General features: G+C 67.8%; 21 protein-coding genes. 5 read left to right on the top strand and 16 right to left on the bottom strand.

What is annotated here, in order from left to right; genetic code table 11:
- From Q4I23_RS19010 to flgB, 7 genes are all read right to left on the bottom strand, one after another.
- The coding region (locus Q4I23_RS19010) for a PAS domain-containing protein (protein WP_498527209.1) at positions 1–1,329 on the bottom strand (1,329 nt) is incomplete at its 3' end.
- 50 nt (positions 1,330–1,379) lie between these two features.
- Complete coding sequence (gene flhB, locus Q4I23_RS19005) at positions 1,380–2,456, bottom strand: flagellar biosynthesis protein FlhB (RefSeq protein ID WP_454018729.1); 1,077 nt, start codon at positions 2,454–2,456, stop codon at positions 1,380–1,382.
- Between the two features lie 15 nt (positions 2,457–2,471).
- A complete protein-coding gene (fliR, locus tag Q4I23_RS19000) occupies positions 2,472–3,242 on the bottom strand; it encodes a flagellar biosynthetic protein FliR (protein WP_014240967.1) in 771 nt (256 codons plus the stop codon).
- Positions 3,239–3,559, bottom strand: a complete 321-nt coding sequence (locus Q4I23_RS18995) for a flagellar biosynthetic protein FliQ (RefSeq protein ID WP_109070594.1) — start codon at positions 3,557–3,559, stop codon at positions 3,239–3,241. The genes fliR and Q4I23_RS18995 overlap by 4 nt, the downstream gene beginning before the upstream one ends.
- Positions 3,560–3,604: 45 nt before the next feature.
- Positions 3,605–3,904: a flagellar hook-basal body complex protein FliE gene (gene fliE / locus Q4I23_RS18990; protein WP_237903201.1), complete on the bottom strand. Its 300-nt coding sequence runs from the start codon at positions 3,902–3,904 to the stop codon at positions 3,605–3,607.
- 38 nt (positions 3,905–3,942) lie between these two features.
- Entirely contained in the window at positions 3,943–4,353 is a 411-nt protein-coding gene (flgC, locus tag Q4I23_RS18985) for a flagellar basal body rod protein FlgC (RefSeq protein ID WP_094302992.1), read from the bottom strand.
- 34 nt (positions 4,354–4,387) lie between these two features.
- Entirely contained in the window at positions 4,388–4,792 is a 405-nt protein-coding gene (gene flgB, locus Q4I23_RS18980; protein WP_014240970.1) for a flagellar basal body rod protein FlgB, read from the bottom strand.
- Between the two features lie 226 nt (positions 4,793–5,018).
- On the opposite strand from flgB, the gene Q4I23_RS18975 reads away from it, so the two are divergent.
- The 5 genes from Q4I23_RS18975 (at position 5,019) to Q4I23_RS18955 (ending at position 8,908) form a co-directional block, all read left to right on the top strand.
- Positions 5,019–5,345 carry an EscU/YscU/HrcU family type III secretion system export apparatus switch protein gene (locus tag Q4I23_RS18975; protein ID WP_014240972.1) on the top strand — a complete coding sequence of 109 codons (327 nt, stop codon included), beginning with the start codon at positions 5,019–5,021 and terminating at the stop codon, positions 5,343–5,345.
- Entirely contained in the window at positions 5,342–5,710 is a 369-nt protein-coding gene (locus Q4I23_RS18970; protein WP_498527208.1) for a hypothetical protein, read from the top strand. Before Q4I23_RS18975 ends, Q4I23_RS18970 begins: the two co-directional genes overlap by 4 nt.
- A gap of 8 nt (positions 5,711–5,718) precedes the next feature.
- A complete protein-coding gene (locus Q4I23_RS18965) occupies positions 5,719–6,039 on the top strand; it encodes a FliO/MopB family protein (protein ID WP_498527207.1) in 321 nt (106 codons plus the stop codon).
- On the top strand, positions 6,036–6,809 hold the full coding sequence (gene fliP / locus Q4I23_RS18960; RefSeq protein ID WP_454018733.1) for a flagellar type III secretion system pore protein FliP: 774 nt from the start codon (positions 6,036–6,038) through the stop codon (positions 6,807–6,809). The genes Q4I23_RS18965 and fliP overlap by 4 nt, the downstream gene beginning before the upstream one ends.
- A 200-nt stretch (positions 6,810–7,009) precedes the next feature.
- A complete protein-coding gene (locus Q4I23_RS18955; protein WP_498527206.1) occupies positions 7,010–8,908 on the top strand; it encodes a potassium transporter Kup in 1,899 nt (632 codons plus the stop codon).
- An 86-nt stretch (positions 8,909–8,994) separates the two neighbouring features.
- Here the strand turns inward: Q4I23_RS18955 and Q4I23_RS18950 are convergent, their stop codons facing one another.
- The 9 genes from Q4I23_RS18950 to Q4I23_RS18910 form a co-directional block, all read right to left on the bottom strand.
- Entirely contained in the window at positions 8,995–12,423 is a 3,429-nt protein-coding gene (locus tag Q4I23_RS18950; protein WP_498527205.1) for a tetratricopeptide repeat protein, read from the bottom strand.
- A 5-nt stretch (positions 12,424–12,428) separates the two neighbouring features.
- A complete protein-coding gene (locus Q4I23_RS18945) occupies positions 12,429–13,166 on the bottom strand; it encodes a flagellar motor protein MotB (protein ID WP_035674985.1) in 738 nt (245 codons plus the stop codon).
- Positions 13,163–13,849 (bottom strand): hypothetical protein, encoded by a 687-nt coding sequence (locus Q4I23_RS18940; RefSeq protein ID WP_498527204.1) that lies wholly within the window; start codon positions 13,847–13,849, stop codon positions 13,163–13,165. Before Q4I23_RS18940 ends, Q4I23_RS18945 begins: the two co-directional genes overlap by 4 nt.
- Before the next feature lie 4 nt (positions 13,850–13,853).
- Positions 13,854–14,570 carry a protein phosphatase CheZ gene (locus Q4I23_RS18935; protein ID WP_237903192.1) on the bottom strand — a complete coding sequence of 239 codons (717 nt, stop codon included), beginning with the start codon at positions 14,568–14,570 and terminating at the stop codon, positions 13,854–13,856.
- Between the two features lie 461 nt (positions 14,571–15,031).
- A complete protein-coding gene (locus Q4I23_RS18930) occupies positions 15,032–15,370 on the bottom strand; it encodes a con-10 family general stress protein (protein ID WP_137114835.1) in 339 nt (112 codons plus the stop codon).
- A gap of 203 nt (positions 15,371–15,573) precedes the next feature.
- A complete protein-coding gene (locus tag Q4I23_RS18925) occupies positions 15,574–16,530 on the bottom strand; it encodes a MotE family protein (RefSeq protein ID WP_454018737.1) in 957 nt (318 codons plus the stop codon).
- Positions 16,527–17,288 carry a DUF6468 domain-containing protein gene (locus Q4I23_RS18920; protein WP_498527203.1) on the bottom strand — a complete coding sequence of 254 codons (762 nt, stop codon included), beginning with the start codon at positions 17,286–17,288 and terminating at the stop codon, positions 16,527–16,529. Before Q4I23_RS18920 ends, Q4I23_RS18925 begins: the two co-directional genes overlap by 4 nt.
- Positions 17,285–18,367 carry a flagellar motor switch protein FliM gene (gene fliM, locus Q4I23_RS18915; RefSeq protein ID WP_035674995.1) on the bottom strand — a complete coding sequence of 361 codons (1,083 nt, stop codon included), beginning with the start codon at positions 18,365–18,367 and terminating at the stop codon, positions 17,285–17,287. The genes Q4I23_RS18920 and fliM overlap by 4 nt, the downstream gene beginning before the upstream one ends.
- An 18-nt stretch (positions 18,368–18,385) precedes the next feature.
- On the bottom strand, positions 18,386–18,907 hold the full coding sequence (locus Q4I23_RS18910; RefSeq protein ID WP_035674997.1) for a flagellar basal body-associated FliL family protein: 522 nt from the start codon (positions 18,905–18,907) through the stop codon (positions 18,386–18,388).
- Positions 18,908–19,045 lie beyond the last annotated feature (138 nt).

Raw genomic sequence — 19,045 nt, 5'->3', positions numbered from 1 at the left:
GTTATAGTCTCGTGGGCTCGGAGATGTGTATAAGAGACAGGCGTAGAGCTGGGCCACCAGCTCGCGCCCGCCGGTCAGCCTCACCTCCAGCGGGGCGGTGGGGTCGGAACCGCCCTGCACGGCGGTCAGCCGCTCGGACACCATGGCGCGCTCCGCCGGGACGATCAGGTCGGCCATGCCCCGTCCGAGGACGTTGCCGGCATCGCTGCCGATCAGCGCCAGAAAGGCCTGGTTGCACTCGGCCAGCCGCCCGCCCTCGTCCACCAGGGCGATGCCGATCGGCGCGTCCTCGAAGAAGCGCTGGAAGCGCTGTTCGGACAGCCGCAGGGCCTCCTGCCACTCGCGTTCCGGCGTCAGGTCGCGCACGACGGAGCGGGTGTGCGAAATCCGCCCGTCCTCGCCCCTCACCACGCTCTGCGCGACATAGGCCTGGAAGCGGCGGCCCTGGAGCCCGTCCATGGCGATCTCGCCGCGCTGCTCCAGCCCGCCGCCCTCCAGGAAGTCGTAGGGAGCGGAAACGGCGGGCGGATGGGCCAGAACGTCGTGAAGGCGGCGCCCGCCCTCGACCAGATCCTCCGGCGCGCAGCCCAGCCACTTCGCCAGGGTCGCGTTGACGAACTGGAAGTGCCCGTCCTGGTCCACCGAGAAGAAGCCGATCGGCGCGTGGTCCATGAAATCGATGAGCTGGGTCTGCTCGCGCCGCGTCACCTGCTCCAGCTCCCGCCGCGCGGTGATGTCCTCGACGCGCCACATCACCGCCCCGGCGTGTCCATCGATGGGCTGCCCCTGGATGCGGCGCCATTCGGCAGCGCGCCCCTGCTGGCGGACCACCAGCTCGATGGAACCGGAATAGCCGCCCTTCACCCGCTCGCAAAGGCGGCGGAAGGCGTCGGCGCTGTCCGCATCGTCGGCGAACTGGCGTTCGAGCGCACGCAGCGGCGGCTCGCCCTCGCTCCAGCCGGTCAGCGAGCGGAAGGTGCTGTTGACGAAGACCACATGCCCGGCGCCGTCGCAGACGAGCTGGCCGGAGGGAAGCCCCTCCAGCGCGCTGCCCAGCAGGGAACCGACGCGGGCCACCCGCCGCCGCGCGCGGACCATGCGGATCGCCAAAGCCAAGGCTCCCGCTCCCGCGGTGGTCAGGCCGGCCCAGGCCAGCGGGTCGCGGTCCAGAACCACCCCAGTCCCCGCGGCGCCCAGCCCGGCCAGAAGAAGGACCGCCAGAACCGCGGTGGCGAAGCCGCCGCCGGGCCGTTCCCCCACCCCCGCGGCACCATCGGGGCGTTGGCCGGCGGGAGCGCTGTCGGCAAAGGAAGAGGTCGTGTCGTCCACCGGAACTCCAGGTCAGCCGTTCGCTGCAAGGAAAGGTCCGGGAACGGCCCTCAGTTCCGCACCGCGCGTCCTTTCAGCTTGAAGACATAGGTAATGACTTCCGCCACGGCGCGATAGTGCTCGGACGGAACCTCCTCGTCGATATCGCATGCGGCATAGAGCGCACGGGCGAGGGGCGGATTCTCCATCACCGGTACGCCGTTCTCCTCGGCGATCTCGCGGATCTTGAAGGCGACGGCATCGGCGCCCTTCGCCACCACCATCGGGGCACCCATGGTGGTGGAGTCGTATTTCAGCGCGACGGCGAAGTGGGTCGGGTTGGTCACCACCACGTCGGCGCTGGGCACCGCCGCCATCATGCGCTTGCGCGCCCGTTCGAAACGCAGCTGTCGGATGCGGCCCTTGACGTGCGGGTCGCCTTCGGCCTGCTTGTGCTCGTCCTTCACTTCCTGCTTGGTCATGCGCATCTTCTTGTCGAAGCTGTGGCGCTGCCAGAACAGGTCGGCCCCGGCGATCAGAGTCAGAATGGCCAGAACGCCGGCGAGCAACCGGAAGGTCAGGCCATCCATCTCACGAAGCAGCAGCATCATGTCAATGCCGATGAAATGCCCTATGGTCAGCATCATCGGCTGAAGCGCGATGTAGGCGACGACGCCGACCACCGCGACCTTGGCCAAGCTCTTCAGCAGATCGACACCTTTCTGGGCGCTGAACAGGTTGGCGATGCCGGAGATCGGATTCAGCTTGCTGAATTTCGGTGTGATCAGTTCCCAGGAGACGTTGAAGCCTTTCTGTCCGATGGTGCCGATCACCCCGGCGAACAGCAGGAACAGGATCGGCAGCCACAGCGCCCACAGGATGTCCTTCATCACCCGCATCAGCACCGCGCCGACCCCGCCCTGGTCCATGGGGATCTGGTCCAGGTTCTCGAAAAAGAAGTTCAGGCGGGGCACCATGCCCTTCAGCGTTCCAGGCAGAATCGTGATCAGGATCACCAGTGCAGCGGCGATCATCAGCCAATTGCCGATTTCCTGCGTCATCGCGTACTGGCCCTGCTTGTGGGCCTCATCGAGCTTCTTTTGCGTAGGATCTTCTGTTTTGGATGATTCATCCGCGTCTTCGGACACCGGATCTCTCCCCGCTCAGCCCGGTCTCAGGAAATCGACGAAGGCGGCCTCGAAATGGGTCAGCCAGAACATCATCATCGCGGCCAGCGTCAGGGCGAACATGAACAGCCCCAGGGCGACCTGGAGCGAGGTGAACAGGAAGAACACCTGGATCTGCGGCGCCAGCTTGTTCAGCAGACCAAGCGCCAGCGCGAACAGCATGCCGGAAATCAGGAACGGCGCCGCCATCTGCACGCCGAGCATGAAGGACTTGCCGACCAATTGCCCGACCACGTTCGCCATGTCGTCGATGGGGATCGCCGCCCCCGGCGCGAAGGTCGAATAGCTGTCCACCACCGCCATGATCAGCAGATGATGAAGGTTGGTGATGAAGATCAGCAGCAGCCCAAGCCACCCCATCAGGGCGCCGGGCAGCGATCCCTGAGACGCCATGGCCGGGTTGAACATCTGGGCGTTCGACAGGCCGGACTGAAGCGCGATGATCGTCCCGGCCACCTCCAGCGCGCCCATCAGCAGGCGGGCGACGGTGCCCATGAAGATGCCTACGGTCACCTCCCCGGCGATCAGCACGAACAGGCGGAAGATGTTGTCAGGCATCGGCGGCATGCGGTCGCCGAGCACCGGCGCCACCAGAACGCTGACCGCGACGGAAAAGAGAAGGCGCGTGCGGGTGGAGACGAAGGCATCGCCGATGGTCGGCATGATGCTGAAAGCCGTCCCGACGCGCGCGAAGACCAGCAACCAGAGGAAGATCTGGTCGCCCAGAAACTGCTGAAGCAGGTTCATCCGCCGCCGCCGGGCAGATTTCCGGCGTTGGGGACGCTGTTGGCGCCGGTGCCGATGGCGACGATGCGGTCAGCGACCTCATGCTCGAAAAAGGACCGCAACTCGCCCAGCATGAAGGGCATCAGCAGGATCGACAGGCCGAAGACCAGAAGGACCTTCGGCACCATGGCCAGCGTCTGCTCGCTGATCTGGGTGACCGCCTGGAACACTGAGATCACCGTGCCGACCACCATCATGGCGACCAGCACCGGCGCCACCACGAACACCAGCGTGACGATGGAGGTGCGGCAGATCTCGATGACGTCGGTTTCGCTCATGATGCTTCGCTCGGGGCGCTTCTGCTCAGGGTCGGCAAGCCGCCGTCAGATCGGCATGCGCAGGATTTCCTGATAGGCCGACAGCACCTTGTCGCGCACGGCGGTGACGGTCTGCAGCGTCACCTCGGCGTTGGTGACGGCCTGGACGACGTCGGTCAGGTCGGCCTGCCCGACGGCGGCCCGGGCGGTCATCGTCTCGCCCTGCTTCAGGTCGCCGATGACCTCCTTGGCGGTCTGCTCCAGAACGTCGCCGAAGCTGACGCCGTTGCGCGGGGCCATGCCCGGCCCGGTCGTGGAGGCGGCCGTGTTCGCGTAGGCCGCGGCGGCGTTGATCGGGTTGACCATGGGACGTGCGTCCTTCCTTCAGAAAAAGCGTCGCGGCGTCAGGCGCGGAGAATGTCGATGGTGCGCGTCAGCATCTGGCGGGCGCTGTCCACCGCCGACAGGTTGGCCTCGTAGGAGCGCTGCGCCTCGCGCATGTCCATCGCCTCGACCACCGAATTGACATTGGGCAGCAGCACGTAGCCGTCGGCGTCCGCAGAGGGGTGCGAGGGGTCGTAGCGCCGCTCGAAGTCCTTCTTGTCGACGTCGATCTTGGCGACGCGGACCAGATCGACTCCCATCTGGCGGTCCAGGGCGTTCTGGAACATCACGACCTTGCGCCGGTAGGGCAGATCGCCCGGCGTTTCCGCCGTGGTGTTGGCGTTGGCCAGATTTTCCGCGATGGTCTTCAGGCGCGTGCCCTGCGCCTTCATGCCGGACGCGGATACCGCCATCGACGTATAGAGATCCATGTTCCGCCTCCTTCTCCCTGAACCCCGCCGCTCCTTAACCGCCGCTGCGGATGGAGGACCGGATCAGGTTGACCTGCTTCTTGTAGAGGTTCGTGATCGTCTGAAAGTCCATGCCGGTCTGGCCCTGCTTCAGCATCTGCTCTTCCAGGACCACGTTGTTGCCGTCCGGCGCCGTCTCGTAGGGATTGCGCTGGCGCTGCTCCTGGTTCAGCCCGCCCGTGCCGCGCGTCCCCTGGAGGTGCGAGGCGTTGGTCGCGTTGGGCTGGAGGCGGCGGCTGTCGGACAAGGCGTCGCGGAAGGTGAAGGGCTTCAGGTCGCGGCCCTTGTAATCCGGCGTGTCGGCGTTCGCGATGTTCTGCGCAATCACGTTCTGGCGTTCGGTCAGCCAGCCCATCTTGCGCGACATCAGCTTGAAGAGGCCGAGGTTTTCGAGATTCATCGCCGGGTTCCGGTCTGAGGGCCTGCCGCCCGGACGCGCGAAGGCGCGCACCAAGGCGGGCGGGATGCATCACAGCATTCCGATCTTCCGCCGTTTCAGTTAATCAAAGATGAATCCAGCCCACGGCATCGCTCCGTCCTTAACCCGCCACGCTTGAGCTTCATGCTTCGTTAAGCATGTTCCGCCAGGATACGCCCATCGACACAGGCCATCCGGCAGGAGCCCCTTGTCCGAGCCGACTCCCAACCACCGCCCCCTTCCCAACCGGCCCGTCGCGGTCGCGCTGAAGTATGAGCTGGGCGACCAGTCCCTGCCCCGCGTTGTCGCCACCGGCAAGGGCCATGTGGCCGAACAGATCCTGGAGCTGGCCTTCGCCAACGGCGTGAAGGTGCGCGAGGACGCCGACCTCGTGCAGATCCTGTCGGCGGTGGACATCGACTCGGAAATCCCCATCGAGGCCATCGCCGCCGTGGCCGAGATCCTCGCTTACGTCTACCGCGCCAACGGCACGCTACCGCCGTCTGCGGAACCGGCCACCGGAGAGGCTCCGTGACAGAGACCGCGACGCTCCGCCGGGATATCCAGGCTCTGGCCGCCGCGCTGGAGGAGACCCGCGACCAGATGGAGGCCGGACTGACGGCGGACCTCACCGGGCTCGACATCCGTGTCGCCGCCCTGTGCGCCAAGGCGCAGTCCGTCCGCGGCGACGCCGAACTGGCCGCCGCCCTGGAACGCCTGCTCCCCACGCTGGACGCCGTCGCGGCGGCGCTGACCCGCCAGAGGGAAACGCTGGCCGCCGCCGCCGAGGGACGCCACGACCCCCATTCGGCGCGTCAGCGCGCCAGCGCCGTTTACGGCCGCAGCGCCTCCGCCGACCTCCCCTCCGACCCGCCGGCCACGCCGTCCCGACAGAGCTGACCTGATCCATGGGCCTCGACCAGTACATCCAATTCGTTCTCGCCCTCGCCTTCGTCATCGCGCTGATCGTGCTGGTGGCCTGGGTGATGCGCCGCATCGGTTTCGGCGGCATGACCGCCACGTCGGGGCGCCAGCGCCGGCTGGGCGTCGTCGAGGTGCTGCCGCTTGACGGCAAGCGCCGGCTGGTGCTGGTCCGCCGCGACGACAGTGAGCATCTGCTGCTGCTGAGCGCTTTCGGCGACCAGGTGGTCGACCAGACGCCACGCGGCGGCTTCCAGGGCGCGATGGCCGAGGTTTCCGCCCCGCCGCCCGCGGGGGAACGGTCATGAAGGTCGGCACCGGCGGGACGGGACGGCTGGTGTTCGCCGGCCTGCTGGCCTTGGCGATCGGAGTCGCCGGGGCGCTGGCCGCCGGGCCGGCGCTGGCCCAGAGCATGACCTTCGACTTGGGCGACGCCGGGGGATCGACCACCGGGCGCATCGTCCAGATGGTCGCGCTGATCACCGTGCTGTCGCTGGCGCCGTCGATCCTGATCATGATGACGGCCTTCACCCGCATCGTCATCGTTCTGTCCTTCCTGCGCTCGGCGCTGGGCATCCAGCAGGTGCCGCCGAACACGGTGCTGATGTCGCTGGCGGTCTTCCTGACCTTCTTCGTCATGGCCCCGGTGTTCGAGCGTTCCTACAACCAGGGCATCCAGCCCCTGATCAACCAGGACATCGACGAGACGGAGGCCTTCCGCCGCACGGTCGCCCCGCTGCGCGAGTTCATGCTGAAGCACACCAGCGAGAAGGACCTGCGCCTGTTCATGGACATGGCGCGCATCGAGAACGTGGCGGACGCCGAGCAGACCCCGCTGCATGTGCTGGTTCCCGCCTTCATGATCTCGGAGATCAAGCGGGCCTTCGAGATCGGCTTCCTGCTGTTCCTGCCCTTCCTGATCATCGACATGGTGGTATCGTCGATCCTGATGTCGATGGGCATGATGATGCTGCCGCCGACCATGGTGGCGATTCCGTTCAAGATCATCTTCTTCGTGCTGGTGGACGGCTGGTACCTGATCGCCGGATCGCTGGCGCGCAGCTTCGGCACGCTCTGAACAGGGTGGCCACGGCCTCCGGCACAGATCGTCGCAGGTGAAACCGCCTGCGGACGGGCGCATCGCCTTGCGCTAGTATTGGATCTGGGAAGAGCGTAAGAGGATCGGCCCGCGCGAGCGCACCGACCGCCGCCGTACCCGCAGCTTGTGGCTTCTTCGTCCCCCGCTCGGACTCCCAACGGACCCCCTCCACGTCCCACATGTCAGACACGACCCTGAAAGCCGCGGCACCCGACAAGGGCAGGCTGGCCGCGCTCACCCTCGGTGCGCTTGGCGTCGTTTACGGCGACATCGGCACCAGCCCGCTCTACACGCTGCGCGAATGCTTCTCGCCGGAGCATGGGCTCGCCCTGACGCCGCAGAACATCCTGGGCATCATGTCCATGGTCTTCTGGGCGCTGGTGCTCGTGGTCACGGTGAAATACGTGCTGTTCGTCATGCGCGCCGACAACAAGGGCGAGGGCGGCATCCTGGCCCTGCTGGCGCTGGCGACCAACAGCCGGCCGGATTCCACCGGGCGGCTGTCCGGCCTGATGGCGATGGGCCTGTTCGGCGCCGCCCTGTTCTACGGCGATGGCATGATCACCCCGGCAATCTCCGTCCTCTCCGCGGTGGAGGGGCTGGAGGTGGCGCAGCCGGCGCTGGAGCGGGTCGTGGTGCCGGTGACCGTGGGCATCCTGATCGCCCTGTTCGGAATCCAGAGCCGCGGCACCGAGAAGGTCGGCCGGCTGTTCGGCCCGATCATGGTCGCGTGGTTCGCCACACTGGGCCTGCTCGGCCTGATCGAGCTGGTCAAGGAACCGCAGGTCCTGGCCGCGCTCGACCCGCGCCACGCCGTTCATTTCTTCGCCTCGAACGGCTGGATCGGCTTCCTGGTGCTGGGCGCCGTCGTTCTGGCCGTCACCGGGGGCGAGGCACTCTACGCCGACATGGGCCATTTCGGCCGCCGCCCCATCAAGGTGGCTTGGCTGGCGGTGGTGCTGCCCGCGCTGCTGCTGAACTATCTCGGCCAGTGCGCCCTGCTGCTGAGCAATCCCACGGCGGTGCGCAGCCCCTTCTACCTGCTGGTGCCGGAGTGGGGTCTCTATCCGATGATCCTGCTGTCGACCTGCGCGGCGGTGATCGCCAGCCAGGCGGTGATCTCCGGCGTCTTTTCACTGACCCGGCAGGCGGTGCAGCTCGGCCTATGCCCACGGCTGGACATCCGCCATACCTCGCAGGAGGAAGGCGGACAGATCTACATCCCGCGGGCCAACTGGGGCCTGCTGTTCGCCGTCATCGGTCTGGTCGTCTGGTTCGAATCCTCCAGCCGGCTGGCGACCGCCTACGGCATCGCGGTGACCGGCGACATGGTCATCACCACCATCCTGGCGCTGGTCGTGGCGCATCGCCGCTGGAACTGGAGCCTGCCCGTCTGTCTGGCGCTGGGCGCGCTGTTCCTCAGCGTCGACTTGGCGCTGTTCCTTGCCAACGCCGTGAAGATCCCGCACGGCGGCTGGGTGCCGCTGGTCATCGCCGCGGTAACGCTGGGGCTGATGTCGACGTGGCGCCGCGGTCGCGCCGTCCTGAACCGCCGGCTGGCCGAGGATTCCCTGCCGCTGGACGGCTTCGTCAAGCGGCACGCCAAGTCCTCCGACATCCAGCGGGTGAAGGGAACGGCGATCTTCCTGACCTCCAGCGCCGACACGGTGCCGATCGCCCTGCTGCACAACCTGAAGCACAATCAGGTGATGCACGAGCGCATCGTCTTCCTGACCGTGATGGTCGAGGACGTGCCCCGCGTTCCGGCCAAGGAGCGCGTCGTCCTGGAGGGACTCGCCGACGGCTTCTACCGCCTGACGGTGCGCTACGGTTTCTCGCAGGAGCCGAACATCCCCAAGGCGCTGCGGCTGTGCAAGGCGTTCGGGCTGGAGTTCGACGTGATGACGACCTCCTTCTTCCTCGGCCGCGAGACGCTGATCCCCCGCATCAACCCGCAGATGGCCCAGTGGCGGGAGAAGCTGTTCGTCGTGATGTCGCGCACCGCGGTCAGCGCCACCGACTTCTTCAAGATCCCACCGAACCGCGTGGTCGAGCTGGGCACCCAGGTACAGCTCTGAGGATTTGCCGCCGCTTCACTGATAAAAAAGCCCCGGTCCATTGGACCGGGGCTTTTCGTTGAGCGAAGGCGTGTTCCAAGACAGGATCAGTTGATCGCCGCGCTCTGTTTGCCGCGGTAGTTCTTCAGGAACTTCTGGAACACGTCCACCTCGGCGACGCGGGAACGCACGGTGTTGACGTCGATCAGGCCCAGCGCCTGCTCCGGCCGGGTCAGCACGCGGAAGGCGTCGACGTCGGGACCGTTGGTCATCGCCGATCCGAACTCCTTGCGCAGCAGGTTCAGGTTCGTACCATCCCCGGCCAAGGCCAGGGCCACCGCGCGGTTCAGGACGAGTTGCGAGGTCGCCGGGTTGATCGGCTGGGTCGGCGGCGGCGGCGGGCCGATCAGCTTGTTCAGGGCGAAGGCCGCGGCCTCCCACTTCTGGGCGCGCCACGCGATGTCCACCCGCAGCGAGTTGGCCGGCTTGCTGTCGTCCTCGGAGAGCAGCAGCAGCGCCTCATCGCCGCGGCCCAGCTCGGCCAGCGCCTTGGCCTGCATCAGGCGGCGCTCGCCCACCAGATCCGCCGGCAGGTTCGGCACGTTGGACAGCTCCAGCGCGCGCAGGGCGTCCTCCGGCTTGTTGTCGAGCAGGCGGACGGAGGCGAGCCGGGTGCCGACTCGCGCCTTGTCCTCGCCGGACAGGCGGTATTCGACCTGATGCTGCAGCAGGTCGGCAGCGCGGTTCAACAGGTCCACCGAGATCAGCCGCTCGGCGAGCTGCCGGATCACCTCGTCGCCCGCCTCGCCCACCGGGGTCAGCTCGCGGAACTGGTCATAGAGCTGGAGCGCCTCGATGGTCGGCAGCTTCTGCGCCCCGTCCTTGTAGAGGTCGGCGAAGATGCGCGACATCTCTCGGGTGATCTCCTCCGCCCGCGGTGTGTCGGCGACCAGGGCGGCAGTCTCCTTCATGGCGTTGAAGCCGTCGGCGTACTGGCCGGCAGCGATCAGCACCTCGCCCATGCGCTGGCGGATCTGCATCTCCAGCTCGTCGCCGCGCCACGTGAAGGTCAGCCCGGCCAGCCGCTCCGCCGCGGCGGGCGGCGACATGCGGCCTTCCGCAAGTTGCAGGTTCACCAGCGCCAGCCCGGCCTTGGCCCGGTAATAGCGGTCGAGGCTGTTGTAGGAGGCGGTCAGCTGCTCCAGCGCCCGCTCCGGCTCGTTGGTCTGGGCGTAATAGAGGCCGCGGAGATACTGGACATCGGGCCGCTCCTCGGCGTCCGTGCCGCCACGCTCGACGATGCGGTCGAGCAACCGCTTGGCGAAGGGCGCGTCACCGGTCTTCAGCGCGGCCTCGGCGGCGCGGGTCGCCAGCTTCGTCAGGATCGGGTCGGGGTAGGAATTCAGGATCGGCGCCGCCGCCTTGAAACCGGCCTGGGCCGCCGGCCAGTCGTTGCGGTCCGCCGCGATGGCGGCGCGCCACAGCGCGGCCTCGCCGTTGTTGGCGAGGTTCGGATGGGCGAAATCCTCCGCCGCGGCATCGGTGTTTCCCGCCAGGAAGCGCGCCGCCCCGCGCAGGGCGCGGAACTCCGGCCAGCCCTCCAGGTCGGGCTGGGCCTCCTGCAACACGTCCATCATGCCGATGGCCTCCTGCCCGAAGCCGTTCGCCAGATAGAAGCGGGCGAGGTCGAGCTGGGCGCGGGGCCGTTCGGAATCCGGCGCGTTGACGATGTTGAGCTGAAGGTTCTGCCGCGCCTCGGTGTAATGGTCGAGGTCGCCCTTCTTCCAGGCTGGCAGGTCGAACAGGCGGCGCCCGGAGGGCACCGGCTTCGGGTCTGTGGGCGGAGTCAGCGTGTTGGACGCGCCGCCGGGGGACGGTTTCGGCGGCAGCGAGGCCGTCTGCGCCGATGCCGACGGGCGGTTTCCGGCGTCGGCCATGGGGGACAGGTGAAGGCCACCCGCCGCGGTCACCTCCACCCCTTCCTTCACCGGGCGCACGGTGATGGCGTCGGCGATGGGCCGGACGACGACGCCCTGGTAGCTGGGCAGCAGTTCCAGGTCGGCGTAGCGGTGCGATTCGGGAATAGCGTTCCCGGGAGCCGGCAGCGGAACGACCTGGAGGCGGTCGCCGACGTCGGGGTCGGACAGCGTCACCACGGTCGCCGCGTCCGCGGCGCGCACCAGCAGACGGGCGCCCAACAGGAAATCCGGCTCCGGATCGATCTTCAGTTCGAAGGGTGGCGTGCCGGTCAGGCGGCTGGACGGCGTGATCTTCCAGCTCGTCCCCTGCCGTTCGATCTTCGGCCAGACCAGTGCACCGATCCTGGTGCGGAAGGCACTGCCGCCGGTGGCCGGCACCGGCTCGATCGCGCCGACCGTCCCGGCCCCGCCGATGGCCTTTCCGGCACCGATGGGCAGCGGCTTGTCGAACACGATGTAGAGATGGCCGGCGCGCGGGTAGACGGCGATGGAGGCTGGGCCACCCGCGTCAAAGACCAGCGTCGGCCCCTGCGGCTCGGCTTTCGCCGGATCGGGTTTGGCGGGGTCGGTTTTGGCGGCTTCGGCTTTGGCGGGCACAGAAACCGCCGCGACCTCCTTCGCCGGGAGAGGCGCCGCAGCCGGCCGTGCGGCGGCGGCCGGGGGTGTCGCGGGTTGCGGGGCTGCGGCTGCGGCCGAGGGTGGACGCACCGTGGTCGTGGTGGCGCCGGGCGGCGGCGCACTCGCCGCGTCGCCCGTCGGCAGACCGGCGCGCGTGCCCGGATTCTGCACGTCGATCACCACGGAACGGCCGGACTTGCTGTCCTTGATCTCGGCGTCCTGCGGCACGGCGAAGGTCACCGCCAGCGCGCCGTTGGCCTGCCGGAACTGCTCCACGTTCTGGATGTTGCGCAGCGCCGTCCTCGCCACCGGCGCCAGATCGGCATTGCCGTTGCGATCGAACAGCAGCGTGGCCGATGCGCCGTCGCGGCGCAGCGTGTAGTTGGCGCCCTCCGGCCAAGTGAAGGACAGGCGGCTCTGCTCCGGCGTGTCGGCCGCGCTGACCGTCACCCGCCCTGCGGAGCGCGCCGGAGCGGGTGCGGCCGGTGTCTCGGCCTTGGCCGCTGGAGCGGCGGGTTGGGCCGGCGTCTGGCTCTGGGCCGGCGCTTCCGCGGCGGGGGTCAGGTCGAGCGCCACGGCGTTGCCGTTGCGGAAGCTCTTCAGCGTCACCGGCCGCTTCAGGTCGAAGGTCACCGTCGTGCCGTCGCCGCCGATCCTCACACCGGACAGATAGCCGGGCAAGGCCGCCACGGTGCGGTCCAGCGCGGCGTTGATCGGCTCGTCGAAGCGGACGACCAGCGTGTTGCCCTCCACCGACGCGCTGTAGCCCGTCTGGCGCGGCCAGTCGAAGACCATGCGCCCGAAGGTCTTGTGGGTGGCGGCGCGCACCGGAACGTCGACGGCCCAGGCAGCCGGGGTGACGGCGATCTGGGCGGCAAGCAGGGCCGTGGCGGCCACGAAGCCGCTCAGCCAGTGCCGGTATGCCCTGCCCCGCCCCATCCGTTTCACTCCTCCGGCTCCGCATCGGTGGCCGCCCCGGACACGGGTGGCCCCGCCGTCTCCTCACGCACCACCACATCGACCCGCGCCCCGCCGGGCACCGGATCGATGCCGGGTGCTTCGCTCATCAGGCTGCGCGCCACGAGGTCACGCTTGTAGCCCGTTTCGCGCAGCAGCGCCGCAACGGCAACCGCGCGCGTCAGGGCGCGTTCCCAGGCCAGCCCCGCGGACTGGTCCTCCCGCTCGGCGTGCCCGACCACCTCGATCCGGTTGCCGATCCGGCCCACCGCCGCACCCAGCAGATACAGCACGCGCCGCCCCTGGTCGGTGAAGCTGCCGCCGGTTGGGTCGAACATCACATGGGCCGGCAGGCCGATCACCACGCGGTCGTCCTCCCGCCGCACCTCCACCGCCGCCAGATCCTCGTTGGCCGCGGTCTGGGTACGAAGCAGGGCGCTGAGATAATCCAGATTGATCGCCGAATATGACTCCACCGTGGCGGCGTTGAAGGCGGCCTTCGGCTCGGGCGGCGTCGCCGAGGGCGTCACCGCGGTGGAGCGGGCCGACGACAGCGACTTGACCAGCCCGGTCCAGCGCTGGGCTTCCGGCTCGCTCATCGAGTACATCAGCACGAAGAAGGCGAGCAGCAGCGACATCAGGTCGGTGAAGCTGATCAGCCAGATCGTCCGGTTGTGGCCGCCGCTCTTGTCCTCGGCCTTGGGGAGTTTGGGAAGGCGGATCATCGGCGCCCTCCCCCCTGCGCATCGTCCAGGGCGCGCAGGCTGAACAGCAGGCGGACGGCGCCCGGCGCGCCGCGCTCGATGCCCACCGTCACCGCGTCCGCCGGCGCCCCGTCGGCGATCAGCAACCGGGCCAGCGCGCCGGCCCGCACCACCGGGCCGGGCGGCTGGCTGGGGCCGCCCGCCGGGCCGATGGACAGCAGCGCGTCCAGCTCGATCCGCTCGCCGGGACGGTTCTGCAACAGCGCGTCGGCCACCCGGTCGATCAGGCCGATGCGATCCGGGCGCAGGTCGGCCGTGCCGGGAAGGAACAGCTCGTCGGCGGGCAGGCGCACCTCCAACAGGCGACCCGGCGTGACGCTGTCCACCTTCGCCACGGCGATGGCGGTGGCGAACAGATTGCCCAGACCGTCCAGCCGCTGCACGGCGAAGACGGTGCCGGCGCGCGAGGCCAGCGGGTCCGCCGGTTCGCGCAGGCGGGGGTCGATGTAGAAGGCGGGGAAGCTGCGCTCCAGCGACACCAGCACCGTGCGCACCCGCTGGGCGGTCTGCACGGACTGGGCGTTCAGAACGATGAAGAAGACGAGCAGCAGCAGGAACAGCGACAGCAGAAGCACGATGCTTCCGTTGTTCGGGTTCGGCCGGCTGCCCGACAGGTCCGGCTTCCTGTGGCCGGGCGCAGCCATGGGATTAATCGAAGCTCGCCAGCAGGCGGTCGATCTCGTCCTGGTCCATGGCGGCGCTGGTCATCTGCGGCCCGTGCAGCAGCCCGGCCTCCGGGTCGTCCGCCGGGCGGTCGGTGGCGAAGTTCGGGGCCGGGTCGGCGTGGGCCTCAGCCACGGCAACCGCGGCGGCGGGGCGGGTGTGGTTCTGCCGCACCTCGTCGCCAAAGGCCGCGACGATCATGTCCACCTTCGATTCGATGTGCTTGAGCGTGCGCACGACCTTGGAGATGCGCTGGCCGGTGATGTCCTGGAAGTTGCAGGCCTCGAAGATCTTGGTCACCTGCTCGGTCAGCTTCGCGGAATTCTCCGGGTCGATCTGGCCGGAGATGCCGGTGATGACGTCGCAGGCGTCGAAGATGGCGAAGGTGGCCTGTTCCGTGGCGCCGACGACGGCGTCCAGCTCATCGGTGGCGTTCGGGATGTGCTGGTCACGGATTTCGGCGGGCTGGAGCGCCGCCAGTTCCTGCTTGGCGCTCTCGATGAAGCGGGCGAGGTCGACCACCTCCTTGTAGAGGCGCAGGTCGGTGGCGGAGATGTCGCCGTCCATGCTGCCGAGGATGGAGCGGACGATGTCCGTCACCTCCTCGCGGCTCAGCGGCTGGGCCGCTTCGGCATGGGCGGCGTCGAGCTGCTGGCGCAGGAGCTTCTGGTCGGCGAGCGAGGAGGAAACGGGCGGGGCCATGTGCGTTCCGATGTGAGCGTTCCGTGGTCTTGTCCGGCCTGCGTGCGATCGGGTGCGTCGGCCGGCCCGGACGCAGACGCCGGAAGCGGGTTCGACCCAACCTCGCGTCCTCGCACGGCCGCCGCCGACTCGGAGCCTCGTCAGCCTTTCCAACCCTAATTTCGCTCGGTTAACACGCCGTTAAGCGCCTGAAACGTCGCAACGCAAAGACGGCGTGGAATCGCCCTGCCGGAAAGAAAGCGGAAGCGTTGTTCTGCGCCCGTCCGCCTTCGACCAACGCTCGCCACTGTCGAACTTTAAAGAAAGCTGCGGCAATTTGTTTCAAGCGGAGTCCGCAAACGGACAAAGGGCCGCCTTGCGGGCGGCCCTTCTTCACCGTTGCACCGTGCGACTGTTCCGTCAGGCTGATGCGCCAATGAAACAGTCAGGGGTGAAATGTTCCAGTAAAACAGTCCCGGCGGTCAGCTGCCGCTGCTCCGCCCGCCACCATGGCTGTGTTCGCCGCCCTTGCGGCCCGCTTCCGATGCGCGTTCCGGATCGTTCTTGAAGTTGCCGCCGGACGCCTGCCCACCCTTGTGGCCGGCTTCGGACGCACGTTCCGGATCGTTCTTGAAGTTGCCGCCGGACGCCTGTCCACCCTTGTGGCCGGCTTCGGAGGCGCGCTCCGGGTCGTTCTTGAAGTTGCCGCCGGAAACCTGACCGCCCTTGTGGCCGGCTTCCGCCGCGCGCTCCGGATCGTTCTTGAAGTTGCCGCCGGAGTGCTGACCGCCCGAGCTACGGCCCTGGTTCTGGTCGTTCATCTTGTCTCCTTCCTTCTTGTTGTTGGGCAAACTTGCGTTGCCCGAACACGCCGGAGCCAACATGAAACGATGCCGACCGTCGCGGGCCTTCTACCATCCTGACAGTACGTGTACGTATATTCAGTAGATGCGCCGCGGGCGGTGGGTTATGACCAACCGTACGGTCATACCCGCCTTCCCGTCATCGCAATCAAAGGGCGTATTCAGTTCTTCGGTGCTGTGGGCAGGCCACGCCGTTCGATGAGGGCGGAGGTCAGCTCCTTGGCCTTCAGCGGATCCATCGCGGCCAGGATCGGCGCCGTCTTGGTTTCCTTCATCTTCTCCACCACCCCCAGCAGGACGGGCATGTCCAGCTCCTCGAAAATGCGGGCGGCTTCCTTGGGCTTCATCGTCTCGTAGATCTTCACGAGGCTTTCGAGCTGCGCGGTTTGCTTCTCATCGCCCTGGCGCATCAGCTTCTGGATGTCGGAGCGGACCTTGTCCATCTCCTGCACCTTCTGATCGATGCGCTTCTCGGCGGCGGTCAGCAGGGCTTCGCGCTGTTCCAGCTCCTTGGTGCGGCGCTCGATCTCGGCGCGGCGCTCGGCGAAATGCTGGAGAAGCTCCTCGTTCTTCACCGGGCCGAGGGCGGCGTTGTCCGGCGGCGTCGGATTGGGCGGCGCGCCGTTGCTCGACCCGCCCTGGGCCGGGGCCGGTTCGGGCGAGGGCTTGGCGCCGTTGGCGGCGAGTTGCATGGGCGGCGCCGGAACGGCGCTCTGCCCTTGGGCCAAGGTCGCCGGGAACTCCGGCAGGCGGGCGTCGCGCGTGGTGATCCGCCACAGATCGCCGACGCGCACCCCCAGCATCAGGACGGCGACGAAGATGGTCAGCGGCAGGATGCGGAACCGCCACGCCTTCATCTTCTCGCGCAGCCGCTCCGACAGCGGGCGGCGCGGAACAGCGGGCTTGCGCTTCGCCTTGGCTTTCACCTTGGCCTTCGGCTTCGCTTTGGCGGCGGCTTGGGTCGCGGCCTGCGCGGCACCCTGGGCCGGCGGCTGGCCGGCAACGCTCGGGCTGGTGCGGACGCCGGTCGGGGTGGCCCCGGCCGGGCGGATCACAACCTTGGGCTCCCCGCCGCCGACGGCAGCGGACGCGCCTTTCGTGGTGGTGGCGTCGCTCATCCGACCCCCTTGCCGGCGTTCTCGATGGCTTGCAGAAGTTCACGTTCGGCGCGGGACAGGCTCTCGCCCTCGCGCACGATGGGATCAGACGACGGCGCCGGGCGGCGCGACAATGGGTCGGTCCGCAACGGCTCGGCCCGCAGCGGATCAGCGCGCAGCGGCTCGTTCCGGAAAGCGGCGGAACGCAGCGGCGGCAGATCGTCGTGATCGATGTGACCATCGTCGTGGAGATCATGGCCGTGGAGATCATGGCCGTGGAGATCGTGGCCGTGGAGATCATGGCCATGGAGATCATGATCGTCGTGATCGTGATCATCGTGACCGAGATCGTCCTCGACGATCGGGCGCGGGGCGACGGCCGGGCGCGACGCGACGGGCGGACGGGCGGACAGGCCGGGGCGCACCGCCGGACGCGCCGCCGGGCCCGGCTTCGGACGCTCCCCGCTGACGTTGCCCAGCCGGTTCGCCATGGCGTCGGCGGCCTCGATCATGAATTCCAGCTCGTCGCGCAGGGTCTGCGCCTTGGCGACCGTGCGCTGGAGATCGTCGCCGGTCTCGTGGGCCGTCTTCTTCAGACCGCGCACGCCGGTTTCGGCGCGCGACATGGCCTCGTTCAGGCCGCGCACCAGCTCGGCCATCTCGCCGCGGCTCTCGCGCAGCTTGATGATCTGCCGGTTGAGGATGATCGCGTAGGCGATGGTCGCGGCGAGCAGCCCCACCATCACCAGATCGAGGACGAGCGTGAGGGTCGGGCTCATAGCCGCATGACCTCCTGCTTGGGCAGCTCCCGCTCGATCCGCACGGCGATGTGCCCGCCCTTGCGGCCCATGCGGCCTTGGAACATGGAAACGTCGCCGCAGCGCAGCTCGATGGTGCCGTCCGGTGTGGCGTTCAGAAGAATTCGCGTGCCGACGCGCCAGTTCAGCACGTCGTGCAGGGTCATCGTGACCTCGTCCAGCACTGCGGAGATGTCCACGTCGGTGACCAGCAGTTCCGAGGCGAGGTGGGTTTCCCAGATCGAGTCGCGGCCGAACTTCTCACCCATGAACATCTGGAGCAGAAGCTCGCGCACCGGCTCCAGCGTCGCGTAGGGGATCATCAGCTCCAGGCGGCCGCCGCGATCCTCCATGTCGATCCGCAGCTTGACCAGCACCGCCGCGTTGGCCGGGCGCGCGATGGTGGCGAAGCGCGGGTTGGTCTCCAGCCGGTCGAAGCGGAAGGTGACGGGCGACAGCGGGTCGAAGGCGGCGGACAGGTCGGACAGCACCACATGAACCATGCGCTCCACGAGGTTGCGCTCGATGGTCGTGTAGGGGCGGCCTTCGATGCGCATCGCCGCCGTACCGCGCCGTCCGCCCAGCAGCACGTCCACGATGGAATAGATCAGCGCCGAGTCCACGACCATCAGGCCGTAGTTGTCCCACTCCTCCGCCTTGAAGACGGACAGCATCGCCGGCAGCGGGATGGAGTTCAGGTAGTCGCCGAAGCGCACCGAGGAAATCTGGTCGAGGCTGACCTCGACGTTGTCGGAGGTGAAGTTGCGCAAGGACGTGGACATCATGCGGACGAGGCGGTCGAAGACCACCTCCAGCATGGGCAGGCGTTCGTAGTTGACCAGCGCCGAATTGACCAGCGCCATGATGCCGGAGTTGTCGCCGTCCCCGGCCCCGCCCTGGTCGAAGCCGAGCAGGCTGTCGATCTCGTCCTGGTTCAGGACGCGGGTCGAACCGCCGCCGCCCATGTCCGCCATGTCGCCCATGTCGCCACCGTCTTCGGCGAGGGCGGCCCATTCGGCGGCAAGGCGTTCTTCTTCGCTCAGTTCCTCGGTGTTGCTCATGGCCCGTTTCCGCCGCCCCTACTGGACCAGCATTTCCTTGAACAGAACGTCCTTGACCTTCACCGGATGGGCGGACGCGGTGATCCGCATCAGCAGCTCCTGGCGCAGGCGGTACATGCCCGCCGACCCCTTCAGATCCTCCAACCGCAATTCGCGCAGATAGACCTGGAAGTTGTCGATGATGCGCGGCAGCACATGCTCGATCGCCGGTATGTCCTCGCCCTTGGCAAGCTGGATCGAGATCTTGATCTTCAGGAAGGCCGGGCGCTTGCCGCTGCTGTTGAGGTTCACCAGCATGTCCGGCAGGTCGTAGAAGACCGGTGCGGCGTGGGGATCGGGCTGCGCCGGCTCCGCCGGCACCTCCGCATGCTCTTCCTTCTTGCCGAGCAGCGAGTCGAGCAGGCCGCTGAAATACACGCCCGCCCCGGCGCCGATCAGCAGCACCAGCGGCAGGATGACGAACAGGACCAGCTTCTTGCCGCTGAATTTCTTGCGCGGCAGGCCATCGGTCGGGACGTCGTCTTCAGCGTGCGCGGTCATGGAATCCTAAGCGCGAGCGGTGGCGGAGCGTGGCCTTACCAGCGCAGCAACCCTATCTTTCGGATAGTTAACAAAGCCTTTCAGGCACGGTCCGGGCCCTGTCTCTTATACACATCTCCGAGCCCACGAGACTATAAC

The organism is Azospirillum sp. UFLA03-27, assembly GCF_059803775.1.
Note: the sequence above shows the minus strand (reverse complement) of the source record. Positions and strands in the feature narration are given on the sequence as shown.